A 12,146-nucleotide genomic window follows, 5' to 3' on the forward strand; every position below is an offset into this window, starting at 1 on the left:
CCTTAGATCTCCGAGGCCAGCTCGTCGAGCAGCGCCTTGTGGGCGTTGGCGTCGATTTCGCGCTTGAGCAGCTTTTCGGCACCGGTCACGGCCAGCGCGGACACCTGCTTGCGCAGATCTTCACGGGCACGGTTGGCGGCGGCCTCGATTTCAGCCTGGGCCAGTTCCTTCTGACGGGTGGCTTCGGTGATTGCTTCGTTACGGGCAGCATCAACGATCTGGTTGGCGCGCGCGTGGGCCTGGTCGATGATCTCGTTGGCCTTGGTGCGTGCTTCTTTCAGCGCTTCGTTGACCTTCTCCTGCGCCTGGGCCAGATCTTTCTGGCTGCGGTCGGCAGCAGCGAGGCCTTCAGCGATCTTCTGCTGGCGCTCTTCGATCGCGTTCATCAGCGGCGGCCAGATCTTGGTCGCGATGATCCAGATCAGACCAGCGAAGGCGAGCGCCTGCGCAAGAAGGGTGAAATTGATATTCATGGTTAGCTCGATCGCTGGTTTCGGGGTGGACGCGCCGCCGAAGCGGCGCATCCGGCCTTCATCCGAAACCGGGTGCATCAGCACCCGGTCGTCTCAAACCGCTGTATCAGCCGGCCAGAGCCTTGGTGACGGCGCCAGCAAAGGCAGCCGACAGCGGGTTGGCGAAGGCCAGCAGCAGGCCGACAGCGACCGAGATGATGAACGCGGCGTCGATCAGGCCGGCGGTGATGAACATGCGGACCTGCAGGACCGGGATCAGTTCCGGCTGGCGGGCGGCCGACTCCAGGAACTTACCAGCCATGATGGCCAGACCCAGGCCAGCGCCCAGCGCGGCCAGGCCGATCATGATGCCGACGGCAAGGGCGGTGGAGCTCTGAATCTGCGCGAAGTTGGTCAGGACGGCGAAGTACATGGTTATCTCCAGGAACTAAGTTGCTAAGGGTGATGAAACGGATGAAGGTGAAACTGGTTGAAGCTTGAAACTCAGTGAGCGTCTTCCGACAGGCTCAGGTACACGATCGACAGCATCATGAAGATGAAGGCCTGCAGCGGGATCACCAGCAGGTGGAACAGCATCCAGCCCAGACCGAATGCACCACCGGCAATGGCACCGAAGAAACCGGCACCACCCAGCACCCAGATCAGCAGGAACACGATTTCGCCGCCGAACATGTTGCCGAACAGTCGCATCGCCAGCGAGATCGGCTTGCTCAGCCACTCGACGATGTTGAGGATCAGGTTGAACGGCATCATCCACTTGCCGAACGGCGCCGTCAGGAATTCCTTGATGAAGCCCAGCAGGCCCTTCGACTTCAGCGCGAAGAACAGCATCAGGAAGAACACGCTGAAGGCCATGCCCAGGGTGGCGTTGACGTCAGCGGTCGGCACCGGCTTCCAGTAGTGCACGCCGGCCATTTCCAGCGGCTTGGCGATGAAATCGGCCGGGATCATCTTCAGCAGATTCATCAGCAGAATCCAGAAGAAGATGGTGATGGCGATCGGCGTGACCAGCTTGCTCTTGCCGTGGTAGGTGTCCTTGGCCTGGCGGTCAACGAACTCCAGGCAGATTTCCACGAACGCCTGCCACTTGCCTGGCACGCCGGCGGTGGCCTTGCGGGTACCCATCCAGAACGCGACCACGATCACCAGGCCCATCAGGACGGCGGTGAGGAAGGTGTCGACGTGGATGTGCCAGAACATCCCTTCGCCGTTGCCGACCGGTGCGGTCAGGTTCTGCAGGTGATGCTGGATGTAGCTGGTAGGGGTTAGAGCCTCGCCCGCCATGTGTCCGGAACCTTAGTTAATTGAATTCTATCAACGCCTGGCCAGAGCCAGGACCTGGAACATCAAACCGACGGCGATACCGGCCAACAGCGCCAGTGCAGGCAGCTTGAAGACCAGGAAACCCGCCAGCAGGACGCCGAAAACGACTGCCCACTTCGCAACTACCGCAATGATCAGGCGAGCCATCGCCGAACCTGCCGCGACCGCACCCCCACTCAGTGCCATCCGCGCCGCAACCCACCCCCCGGCCGAGACCGCCACGCCGGACAGCAGCGCACCCAGTGCGGCCTTCTGCCCCGCCAGCAGCAGGAATGCCAGAGCCAGGACAGCCACTGCGACCAGCGGATAGACCGCGGCGCGCAGCATCAGTCGCCGACCCGCTTCAACGGAGTTCAGCACAGGATGTCCCACATGGTTCTTGTGAAGGGCGGAGGCCGTTACAGCGTGCGTGCCTCATCGAGCCGCCAAATTATAGCAATGGGACAATTTGTGAGACAACCGCTGCCTGTTCATCCCCGGAGCCGCAAGTTGCCGAATCGGCAGGATTTTTACGGCCCACAGGGGGGACAATAGCGTCCGCACCATGCTGCAGCGCAGCGCATTCAACTTTGGTCGCAGGCTGCGGAACTTTCCCGCGCGCGCCCTGTCCTACCTTTCGACCTGCCTGCAGCAACCTCGTCGACGCTTCGCCCCGCAGGTCCCAGGATGGCCCCGTAGTCCGCTCCGGGGCCATCTTCTTTGCAGCGGCATGACGGCGCTGAACCGTCCACGCAACGTGGACCATACGTTCACGTAGGGTGGACGTGCACGTCCGGCACAGTGGCCTTCATTCCGAATTAACCACTGCAAGGACTCTGCGATGCGCCCCGTACCCACCCTGCTCGCCCTCTCGCTGCTCGCCGCCGGCGCGTCGTTTGCCAATGCTGCCCACGCTGCGGAAGGCGATCCGCGCTTCACGCTGCGCGTGGGTGCGATGAACATCGAGAACGACAACACCATCCGCGGCAACACCACTGTCGCCGGCCAGGACGTCAATGTCAGCGAAGATTTCAAGATGGGCGGCAAGGAATGGGAGCCGCGCATTGACGGCGTGTTCCGCGTCAGCGACCGCCAGCGCCTGATCTTCGACTACTTCAAGTGGGACAAGGACCGCCGCGAGACGCTGGATGACGGCATCGCCTTCGGCCAGATCAACGTTCCGGAAGGCAGCTTCGTCAAGGCCGAGCTGAAGTACCAGGTCGCCAGCCTGGTGTATGACTACTCGGTGGTGGACACCGAAAAGTTCGACCTCGGCCTGCAGCTGGGTGCCGAATGGGCCAAGGTCAGCGCCAAGGGCTTTGCCGACCTGGGCAACGTCTACAACGGCCGCTTCCTGGACGAGAGCGAGAGCGGCGTGGCGCCGGTGGTCGGCGCCCGCCTGAGCTTCACCCCGGCCGACCGCTGGCTGATCAACATCCAGGGCCAGTACCTGAATACCAAGTGGGGCAGCTTCGATGACTACGACGGCGACCTAAGCCGCGCCAACGCCATCGTCGAATACCGCTTCACCGAGACCTTCGGCGTGTTCGCCGGCTACGACTGGTTCAAGCTGGACGTTGACCAGAAGGGCAGCGACGGCGTGGTCGGCCTGAAGCAGGAGTTCAAGGGTCCGATTGCCGGCATCAGCTTGACCTTCTGATCGAACGTTACCCGATCTCTCCAACGCGGCGCCCGGGCAACCGGCGCCGCGTTTTTTTGTGCCGCGTGGGAGCGGTAGAGTCGACTGTCAGTCGACTGCACTTCGCGGGGACAGCTGAAAGCCGGCGCTGCGCGCGATAGTCGACTGACAGTCGACTCTAGCCCTCTGCCGGACCGCCTGGATACCCGCGCTGCGCACGCTCGGCCGGTAGAGTCGACTGTCAGTCGACTGCCCTTCGCCGGAACCCATGCAAGCCCGCGCTGCGCGCGATAGTCGACTGACAGTCGACTCTACCCCGGACGTTCCCGCAAACAAAAAACCCGGCTTTCGCCGGGTTTTTCGTGTGCAACGCGCAGGCGTTACTTCTTCTTCGGCATGTACAGATCGGTGATCGTGCCGTCGTAGATTTCCGACGCCATCGCCACCGATTCGCTCAGCGTCGGGTGGGCATGGATGGTGTGGCCGATGTCTTCGGCTTCGGCCCCCATCTCGATGGCCAGGCCGATCTCGGCCAGCAGGTCACCGGCGTGCACGCCGACGATGGCACCACCGATGATGCGGTGGGTCTCTTCGTCGAAGATCAGCTTGGTGAAGCCCTCGGTACGGCCGATGCCGATCGCGCGGCCGCTGGCGGCCCACGGGAACTTGGCCACGCCGACCTTCAGGCCCTTGGCCTTGGCTTCGGTCTCGGTGACGCCAACCCAGGCGATTTCCGGGTTGGTGTAGGCCACCGACGGAATCACGCGGGCGACCCATTCCTTCTTGTGGCCGGCGGCCACTTCGGCAGCCAGCTTGCCCTCATGCGTGGCCTTGTGGGCCAGCATCGGGTTGCCGACGATGTCGCCGATGGCAAAGATGTGCGGCACGTTGGTGCGCATCTGGCGGTCGACCGGGATGAAGCCACGCTCGGTGACCTGCACGCCCGCCTTCTCGGCATCGATCTTCTTGCCGTTCGGCGAGCGGCCCACGGCCACCAGCACGCGGTCGAAGGTGCCCTGTGCCAGGGCCGGCGTCTGGCCTTCCTCGGCGGCTTCAAAGGTGACCGTGATGCCCTTGGCATCGGCAGTGACGCCCGAGGCCTTGGTCTTCAGGTGCACTTCGATGCCCTGCTTCTTCAGGCGGTCGGCCAGCGGCTTGACCAGGTCCTTGTCGGCGCCCGGCATCAGCTGGTCCATGAACTCGACCACGGTGACCTTGCTGCCCAGCGCGCCATACACGGTGGCCATTTCCAGGCCGATGATGCCGCCGCCGACGACCAGCAGCGAGCCCGGCACTTCGGCCAGCTCCAGCGCGTCGGTGGAATCCATCACGCGCTTGTCGTCCCACGGGAAGTTGGGCAGCTTCACCGCCTGCGAACCGGCGGCGATGATGCACTTCTGGAAGCGCAGCAGCTGGGTGCTGCCGTCAGCCGCGGTGATTTCCAGTTCGTTGGCCGAGATGAACTTGCCGACGCCCTGCACGCTGCGGACCTTGCGCTGCTTGGCCATGCCGGCCAGGCCCTTGGTCAGCTGGTTGACGACCTTTTCCTTGTACTGGCGCAGCTTGTCCAGGGTGATGGTCGGCTTGCCGAACTCGACGCCGAAATCACCGGCATGGGCCACTTCGTCGATGACCGCTGCGGCGTGCAGCAGGGCCTTGGACGGGATGCAGCCCACGTTGAGGCAGACGCCGCCAAGGCTGGCGTAGCGCTCGACCAGCACGGTGTCCAGGCCGACGTCGGCGGCGCGGAAAGCGGCGGTGTAGCCGCCCGGGCCCGAACCCAGCACCACCATTTCGCATTCGATGTCGGCCGGCTTGCCGCTGGACAGCGCCGGCTTCGGCGCAGCCGGTTCGGCCGGGGCGCGGTGCGACGGGGTCACCGGCGGCTTGCTGGCCGGGGCGGCGGCGGCCGGCGCCGGTGCGGCGGCCTTGGCCGGGGCTTCGGCGGCGCCTTCAGCGTCCAGCACCACGACCACGGCACCTTCGGACAGGGTGTCGCCCAGCTTGACCTTGATTTCCTTGACCACGCCGGCGGCCGAGGACGGCACTTCCAGGGTGGCCTTGTCCGATTCCAGGGTCACCAGACCCTGATCCTTCTTCACCGTATCGCCGACGGCGACCAACACTTCGATCACCGGCACATCGCTGTAATCGCCGATGTCGGGAACCTTGACTTCAATCGTGGCCATGGTGGTTTTCCTCATGCCCGGCCGGCGGCGCCGGCGGGCTGTCACTGCATCTGTTCACGCGGCCGCGCCAGGGGGCAGCGGCCGCACGGTGGGGGCGAAGCGGTGCCTTACAGCAGCACGCGGCGCATGTCGGCCAGTACCTGCGACAGGTACGTGGTGAAGCGTGCGGCCAGGGCGCCATCGATGACGCGGTGGTCGTAGCTCAGCGACAGCGGCAGCATCAGCTTCGGTGCGAATTCCTTGCCGTTCCAGACCGGCTGGATGGCGGACTTGGAGACGCCGAGGATGGCCACTTCCGGTGCGTTGACGATCGGGGTGAACGCGGTGCCGCCGATGCCGCCCAGCGAGCTGATCGAGAAGCAGCCGCCGCTCATGTCGGCCGGGCCCAGCTTGCCGTCACGGGCCTTCTTGGCCAGTTCGGTGGTTTCCTGCGCGATCTGCACCACGCCCTTCTTGTCCACGTCGCGGATGACCGGCACGACCAGGCCGTTCGGCGTATCGGCGGCGAAGCCGATGTGGAAGTACTTCTTCAGGGTCAGGTTTTCACCGCTGGCATCGAGCGAGGCGTTGAATTCCGGGAACTTCTTCAGCGCCGCGGCGCTGGCCTTGATCAGGAAGGCGAGCATGGTCAGCTTGATGCCGGCCTTCTCGTTCTCCTTGTTCAGCGCCACGCGCAGGCCTTCCAGGTCGGTGATGTCGGCCTGTTCGAACTGGGTGACGTGCGGGATCATCGCCCAGTTGCGGGCGAGGTTGGCACCGGAAATCTTCTTGATGCGCGACAGCGGCTGCACTTCGGTCTCGCCGAACTTGCTGAAGTCGACCTTCGGCCACGGCAGCAGGTTCAGGCCACCACCGGCGGCGACGGCAGCACCGGCTGCGGCCGGCACGCCACCGCTGAGCGCGGCCTTGACGAACTTCTGCACGTCACCCTTGGTGATGCGGCCGCCCTTCTCGGTGCCGCTGATCTGCAGCAGGTCCACGCCCAGTTCGCGGGCGAACACGCGCACGGCCGGGGTGGCATACGGCACCTTGGCCGGCAGCACGCCATCGGCGTTGAACTGCACCGGCGGGCTGGCCGGGGTGCCGGCCGAGGCGATCTCGCGGGCGGCCAGCTTGTCCGGCTGGGCCGGAACGGCGACAGGCTCGACCTTGGTGGCGGTTTCGGCGGCGGCCGGGGCAGCGGCAGCGGCGGCCTTGCTCGGGGCCGGCGCGGCAGCGCCTTCGGCCTCGATGATGGCAACCACGGCACCCTGCGACAGGTTGTCGCCGACCTTGACCTTCAGTTCCTTGACCACGCCAGCGACCGAGGACGGCACTTCCATGGTGGCCTTGTCGCTTTCCAGCGTGACCAGGCCCTGGTCCTTCTTGACCGTATCGCCGACGGCGACCAGCACTTCGATGACCGGGATGTCGGTGTAATCGCCGATGTCCGGCACCAGCGCTTCAACGGCACCGCCGCTGGCAGCCGGGGCGGCCGGCGCAGCAGCGGCCGGGGCCGGGGCGCTCTGGGTGGCGGCAGCCGGGGCAGCGGCCTTGGCCGGGGCCGGGGCGGCAGCGGCGGGCTTGGCGGCCTCGCCTTCAGCCACTTCGATCAGGGCCACGACCTTGCCCTCGGAGAGGTTGTCGCCGACCTTGACCTTGATTTCCTTGACCACACCGGCGACCGAGGACGGCACTTCCATCGTGGCCTTGTCGCTTTCCAGCGTCACCAGGCCCTGGTCCTTCTTGACCGTGTCGCCGACGGCGACAAGCACCTCGATTACCGGGATATCGCTGTAGTCACCGATATCGGGGACAAGTGCTTCCTTGATTTCGGCCATGGGGATAACTCCGGCAATCTGGTGTAGGGAAACGTCTATTGTGCGGCCAGAGGGGGCCAGCGCCAACCGTTACAGGTGTTTTCAGTACGCACGCCGCCGGGACACGCTGTTGCCAAAGGCCTGCGGGCACTTCCAGTCGGTAGCGTATTGTCCCGACGATGTCCGCTTCATGTCGCCAGCGCGTCAGCCAGCGGTTGCCAGGCCTGGCGCAGGCGCGGCAAGGACCACGCGGCATTGGCCGGGCTGGTGGACGGCAGCGCGAGCAGGGCCGGCGCTGCCGCCAGATCCGGCACAACCCAGCGCTGCAGCGCCTGCCAGGCCGCGCCGCCATTGCAGGCGACCAGGCGCAGACGCGGCAGGCCGGCTATCAACGCGGGCAGCGCATTGGGCACTTCCGATCCGCGCACGATGTCCGCATCCAGGCTGCCGCGCCGCTGGCACTGGCCGATCACATCCCACAGGCCGACACCGGCGCCGGCCAGCGCGCGCAGCCGCGCCTCGTAGGCAAGCGCCGGATCGAACCCGCACAGATCACCCAGCAACGGCCAGAAGCGGTTGCGCGGATGCGCGTAGTACTGCTGTTCCTGCAGCGACGCGACACCGGGCATCGAGCCGAGCACGAGCACGCGGCAATCAGCCTCCACGCGCGCAGGCAGGCCGATGCACAACGCTTCGCTGCTCACGTTTCCTCCAACTGCATGAATGATCGCATCTGCCTAAAACCCCTATAAAACAGCGGTTTCGCGCTGCCCGCTGAACAGGTAGAACCAAATTTTAACGCGCGTCGGATTCGATTCATGTTGGGGCGACTACGGTGACATCGCCCCGCAACCGGGGGCCCAAAAAAAGAAACGACAGGAGATTCCCCCATGCGTTCCATCCGTATCCTGAGCCTCGCCCTGCTGACCTCCGCTGCCTTCGCACCTGCTGCATTCGCGCAGGACAGCAGCGCCACCGACACCGCCTCGGGCAAGCATTTTGCCGTGGTTGGCGGCGTGTCGCTGCTGCAGCCGAAGAATGACCCGATCGACGGCATCAAGAAGGTCGACGGCGGCCCGGCGCCGACCGTCAGCTTCAGCTACTACGTCAACGACAACTGGGCCGTTGAGCTGTGGGGCGCTGCCGACAAGTTCGACCACCGCGTCAAGGGTCCGGGCAATGCCCGCCTGGGCAGCGTCGAGCAGCAGCCGGTCGCGCTGAGCGGCCAGTACCACTTCGGCCAGGCTGACAACGTGTTCCGTCCGTTCGTGGGCGTGGGTTACTTCCAGTCGGCCTTCAGCAATGAAAACTTCGCCGGTGGCGATGACATCCGCCTGAAGGACGCCAAGGGTGCCATCGGCACCGTGGGCGTGGACATGAACATCAACTCCACCTGGTTCGCCCGCGCCGATGCCCGCTACATGCACTCGCGCCCGGACCTGAAGGTTGCCGGCCAGAAGGTTGGCGAAGCCAAGCTTGACCCGTGGACCGTGGGCTTCGGCATCGGCGCACGCTTCTAAGCGGTTGCCTGCTCCACTGTGTTGAAACGACGGGCCCTGCGGGGCCCGTTGTTGTTTTGTAGAGTCGAGCTTGCTCGACTGCTTTTCACGGCAGTCGAGCAAGCTCGACTCTACTGACGTCTGGGGGGCACCATGCACGAAATCGACCTGCTGGTGATCGGCGGTGGCATCAACGGCACCGGCATCGCCCGCGATGCCAGCGGCCGCGGCCTGCGCGTGCTGCTGTGCGAACAGCATGACCTGGCCGCGCACACCTCCAGTGCCAGCAGCAAGCTGGTCCACGGCGGCCTGCGCTACCTGGAACAACGCGAGTTCGGCCTGGTGCGCAAGGCGCTGGGCGAGCGCGAGACGGTGCGCCGGCAGGCGCCTTACCTGGTCCATCCGCTGCGCTTCGTGCTGCCGTGGGAACCGCACCTGCGACCGCGCTGGATGCTGCGCGCGGGCCTGTGGCTGTACGACCACCTGGGCCGGCGCAGCCCGGCTTTCCCTGCCTCGCGCTCGCTGCAGCTGCCCGGCGATGCACTCGGCAGCTGGCTGGCCCCACACCTGCAGCAGGCCTTCAGCTATGCCGACGCACAGGTGGACGATGCGCGGCTGGTGGTGCTCAACGCGCTGGATGCCGCCGGCCGGGGCGCACGCATCCTCACTGGTACGCGCTGCACGGATCTGCAGCAGACACCCACGCACTGGCGGGCGACGCTGGAAGACCGCGACGGCCAGACCCACACCGTGCAGGCCCGCGCCGTGGCCAACGCGGCCGGGCCGTGGGCCGGTGGCCTGCTGCAGCGCATGCTGCCGGGCGACGGCTCGCCCGCGCTGCGCCTGGTGCAGGGCAGCCATATCGTCCTGCGCCGGCCCTGGCCCACGCACAGTGCCTGCCTGCTGCAGCAGCCGGATGGACGCGTGGTGTTCCTGCTGCCGTTCGCGCACGACCACCTGCTGGTGGGCACAACTGATACCGACTACCGCGGCGACCCGGCACGCTGCAGCGTCCTGCCCTCGGAAGTGGAGTACCTGTGCGCGGCCGCCAACCGCTACCTGCGCGAGCCGATCCACGCCGCCGATGTGGTCTGGCAGTTTGCCGGCGTGCGCCCGCTGCTGGCTGCCACCGATCCGCAGGCGGCGAAGCTGAGCCGCGACTATCGGCTGCAGTTGCAGGGCGGCGGCGCACCGGCCGTGCACGTGCTGGGCGGCAAGCTGACCACCTACCGCGTGCTGGCCGAAGAAGCCCTGGATCTGCTGCGTGCCCATCTGCCAGGCATGGGCCCAGCCTGGACGGCACGCGGCGATGCCCTGCCCGGCAGTGACTGGGGTGATGCTGATGCGGCGTGGGCGCAGCTGCAGCGGCGCGCCCCCTGGCTGCCCGCTGCGCTCGCCCGGCGCTGGGCCGAAGCCTATGGCAGCCGCAGCGCGGCGTTGATCGATGGCGCGAGCGCGCTGGCCGACCTGGGGGAAGACTTCGGCGGTGGCCTGCACGCGCGCGAAGTGGCGTGGCTGCAGCAGCACGAATGGGCACGGAGTGCCGAGGACGTGCTGTGGCGACGCAGCAAGCTGGGCCTGCGCCTGGATGCAGCGCAGGTGGCACGCCTGCAGGCGTGGATGCAGAAACGGTAGAGTCGAGCTTGCTCGACTGACGCGAGATCCAGTCGAGCAAGCTCGACTCTACCAACACCACCACCGGAGACGCCCCATGACGCCCCGCTACGTGCTGGCCATCGACCAGGGCACCACCAGTTCGCGCGCGATCCTGTTCGACCGCGGCGGCAACATCGTCGGCAGCGCGCAGCGTGAATTCAGCCAGGTGTTCCCGCAGCCGGGCTGGGTGGAACACGATCCGCGCGAGATCCTCACCAGCGTCTACGCAACCATGACCGAACTGCTCAGCCGCGAGCAGATCGACCCGCGGCAGATCGCCGCGCTGGGCATCACCAACCAGCGCGAAACCACCGTGGTGTGGGACCGCGCCACCGGCCAGCCGATCCACAATGCCATCGTCTGGCAGTCGCGGCAGAGCCAGGCCATCTGCGAACGGCTGCGCGCCGATGGCCATGAAGCCCTGATCCGCGAGCGCACCGGCCTGCTGATCGATGCCTACTTCTCGGCCACCAAGGTGCGCTGGATCCTCGACCACGAGGACGGTGCGCAGCAGCGCGCCGAACGTGGCGAACTGCTGTTCGGCACCATCGACAGCTGGCTGGTCTGGAACCTGAGCGGCGGCCAGGCCCACGTGACCGACTACAGCAACGCCGCGCGTACCCTGCTGTTCAACATCCACACCCTGCAATGGGATGACGACCTGCTGGCGTTGCTGGACATCCCGCGCGCGATGCTGCCCAGCGTGCGCGATTCCAGCGCGGTGTACGCGCATACGCGGCCCCAGTTCTTCTTCGACCACCCGATCCCGATCGCCGGCATCGCCGGTGACCAGCAGGCGGCGCTGTTCGGCCAGGCCTGTTTCCAGCCGGGCATGGTCAAGAACACCTACGGCACCGGCTGCTTCATGCTGATGCACACCGGCACGCAGGCGGTGCGCTCGCGCAACGGCCTGCTGACCACCATCGCCTGGGGCATCGGCGGGCGCGTGGAATATGCGCTGGAAGGGTCGATCTTCATCGCCGGATCGGTGGTGCAGTGGCTGCGCGACGGGCTGCACATGATCGACCACGCCAGCGACAGCCAGGCACTGGCAGCGAAGGTGGACGACAGCGGCGGGGTCTATCTCGTGCCGGCCTTCGTCGGCCTGGGCGCGCCGTACTGGCGCAGCGATGTGCGCGGGGCGATGTTCGGCCTGACCCGGGGCACCAGCAAGGCGCACTTCGTGCGTGCTGCACTGGAGGCGATGGCCTACCAGACCCGTGACGTGCTCGATGCGATGCAGTCCGATGCGGGCATTGCCCTGAGCGAACTGCGCGCCGATGGCGGTGCGATCGGCAACGATTTCCTGGCCGGGTTCCAGGCCGACATCCTCGGCGTACCGCTGCTGCGGCCACGGCTGACCGAAACCACCGCACTGGGTGCGGCCTACCTGGCCGGCCTGGCGGTGGGGTTCTGGGAAAGCCGCGAGCAGATTGCCGCGCAGTGGGGCCTGGACCAGCGCTTCGAGCCGAAGATGGACCCGGCGCGACGCGAGAGGCTGTATGCCGGGTGGCAGCAGGCCGTGGCCGCCACCCTCGCCTTCCACGTCGATTGAAGGTAGTGCCGGGCGCTGGCCGGCAACCCCATGC

Annotated in this window: 11 protein-coding genes; 4 read left to right on the forward strand and 7 right to left on the reverse strand. The window is 66.2% G+C overall.

Going from position 1 to position 12,146, the window contains the following annotated elements:
• Positions 1 to 2: 2 nt before the first annotated feature.
• From AC3WL7_RS04800 to AC3WL7_RS04815, 4 genes are all read right to left on the reverse strand, one after another.
• Positions 3 to 473: a F0F1 ATP synthase subunit B gene (locus AC3WL7_RS04800; RefSeq protein WP_492749591.1), complete on the reverse strand. Its 471-nt coding sequence runs from the start codon at positions 471 to 473 to the stop codon at positions 3 to 5.
• A 106-nt stretch (positions 474 to 579) separates the two neighbouring features.
• The gene (atpE, locus tag AC3WL7_RS04805) at positions 580 to 885 is read right to left on the reverse strand and encodes a F0F1 ATP synthase subunit C (RefSeq protein WP_005411133.1); all 306 of its coding nucleotides are present in this window, start codon (positions 883 to 885) and stop codon (positions 580 to 582) included.
• Between the two features lie 71 nt (positions 886 to 956).
• A complete protein-coding gene (atpB, locus tag AC3WL7_RS04810) occupies positions 957 to 1,757 on the reverse strand; it encodes a F0F1 ATP synthase subunit A (protein WP_079223562.1) in 801 nt (266 codons plus the stop codon).
• A gap of 30 nt (positions 1,758 to 1,787) precedes the next feature.
• The gene (locus tag AC3WL7_RS04815) at positions 1,788 to 2,123 is read right to left on the reverse strand and encodes a hypothetical protein (RefSeq protein WP_079223564.1); all 336 of its coding nucleotides are present in this window, start codon (positions 2,121 to 2,123) and stop codon (positions 1,788 to 1,790) included.
• A gap of 493 nt (positions 2,124 to 2,616) precedes the next feature.
• Here AC3WL7_RS04815 and AC3WL7_RS04820 point away from each other — a divergent pair, with 493 nt between their 5' ends.
• The gene (locus tag AC3WL7_RS04820) at positions 2,617 to 3,435 is read left to right on the forward strand and encodes a hypothetical protein (RefSeq protein ID WP_200733151.1); all 819 of its coding nucleotides are present in this window, start codon (positions 2,617 to 2,619) and stop codon (positions 3,433 to 3,435) included.
• A 359-nt stretch (positions 3,436 to 3,794) separates the two neighbouring features.
• Here the strand turns inward: AC3WL7_RS04820 and lpdA are convergent, their stop codons facing one another.
• The 3 genes from lpdA to AC3WL7_RS04835 all read right to left on the reverse strand — a co-directional run bounded on the left by lpdA (position 3,795) and on the right by AC3WL7_RS04835 (position 8,106).
• On the reverse strand, positions 3,795 to 5,603 hold the full coding sequence (gene lpdA, locus AC3WL7_RS04825) for a dihydrolipoyl dehydrogenase (RefSeq protein WP_313420553.1): 1,809 nt from the start codon (positions 5,601 to 5,603) through the stop codon (positions 3,795 to 3,797).
• Positions 5,604 to 5,710: 107 nt separating this feature from the next.
• Positions 5,711 to 7,423, reverse strand: coding sequence for a dihydrolipoyllysine-residue acetyltransferase (gene aceF / locus AC3WL7_RS04830; protein ID WP_079223569.1), 1,713 nt, complete (start codon positions 7,421 to 7,423; stop codon positions 5,711 to 5,713).
• 167 nt (positions 7,424 to 7,590) lie between these two features.
• On the reverse strand, positions 7,591 to 8,106 hold the full coding sequence (locus tag AC3WL7_RS04835) for a DNA-deoxyinosine glycosylase (protein WP_492749533.1): 516 nt from the start codon (positions 8,104 to 8,106) through the stop codon (positions 7,591 to 7,593).
• A 186-nt stretch (positions 8,107 to 8,292) separates the two neighbouring features.
• Here AC3WL7_RS04835 and AC3WL7_RS04840 point away from each other — a divergent pair, with 186 nt between their 5' ends.
• The 3 genes from AC3WL7_RS04840 (at position 8,293) to glpK (ending at position 12,112) form a co-directional block, all read left to right on the forward strand.
• The gene (locus AC3WL7_RS04840) at positions 8,293 to 8,922 is read left to right on the forward strand and encodes an OmpW/AlkL family protein (protein ID WP_079223573.1); all 630 of its coding nucleotides are present in this window, start codon (positions 8,293 to 8,295) and stop codon (positions 8,920 to 8,922) included.
• 132 nt (positions 8,923 to 9,054) lie between these two features.
• Entirely contained in the window at positions 9,055 to 10,536 is a 1,482-nt protein-coding gene (gene glpD, locus AC3WL7_RS04845) for a glycerol-3-phosphate dehydrogenase (RefSeq protein WP_492749534.1), read from the forward strand.
• Between the two features lie 76 nt (positions 10,537 to 10,612).
• The gene (glpK, locus tag AC3WL7_RS04850; RefSeq protein ID WP_492749535.1) at positions 10,613 to 12,112 is read left to right on the forward strand and encodes a glycerol kinase GlpK; all 1,500 of its coding nucleotides are present in this window, start codon (positions 10,613 to 10,615) and stop codon (positions 12,110 to 12,112) included.
• Positions 12,113 to 12,146 lie beyond the last annotated feature (34 nt).

The sequence above is a fragment of the Stenotrophomonas sp. FW305-3-2-15-E-LB1 genome (assembly GCF_058787375.1).

What these genes read in the sequence shown, in the direction of transcription:
- AC3WL7_RS04815 (WP_079223564.1), bottom strand. Translation starts at nt 2,123, where the DNA reads ATGCTGCGCGCCGCGGTCTATCCGCTGGTCGCAGTGGCTGTCCTGGCT.
- atpB (WP_079223562.1), bottom strand. Translation starts at nt 1,757, where the DNA reads ATGGCGGGCGAGGCTCTAACCCCTACCAGCTACATCCAGCATCACCTG.
- AC3WL7_RS04820 (WP_200733151.1), top strand. Translation starts at nt 2,617, where the DNA reads ATGCGCCCCGTACCCACCCTGCTCGCCCTCTCGCTGCTCGCCGCCGGC.
- atpE (WP_005411133.1), bottom strand. Translation starts at nt 885, where the DNA reads ATGTACTTCGCCGTCCTGACCAACTTCGCGCAGATTCAGAGCTCCACC.
- glpD (WP_492749534.1), top strand. Translation starts at nt 9,055, where the DNA reads ATGCACGAAATCGACCTGCTGGTGATCGGCGGTGGCATCAACGGCACC.
- glpK (WP_492749535.1), top strand. Translation starts at nt 10,613, where the DNA reads ATGACGCCCCGCTACGTGCTGGCCATCGACCAGGGCACCACCAGTTCG.
- AC3WL7_RS04840 (WP_079223573.1), top strand. Translation starts at nt 8,293, where the DNA reads ATGCGTTCCATCCGTATCCTGAGCCTCGCCCTGCTGACCTCCGCTGCC.
- lpdA (WP_313420553.1), bottom strand. Translation starts at nt 5,603, where the DNA reads ATGGCCACGATTGAAGTCAAGGTTCCCGACATCGGCGATTACAGCGAT.
- aceF (WP_079223569.1), bottom strand. Translation starts at nt 7,423, where the DNA reads ATGGCCGAAATCAAGGAAGCACTTGTCCCCGATATCGGTGACTACAGC.
- AC3WL7_RS04800 (WP_492749591.1), bottom strand. Translation starts at nt 473, where the DNA reads ATGAATATCAATTTCACCCTTCTTGCGCAGGCGCTCGCCTTCGCTGGT.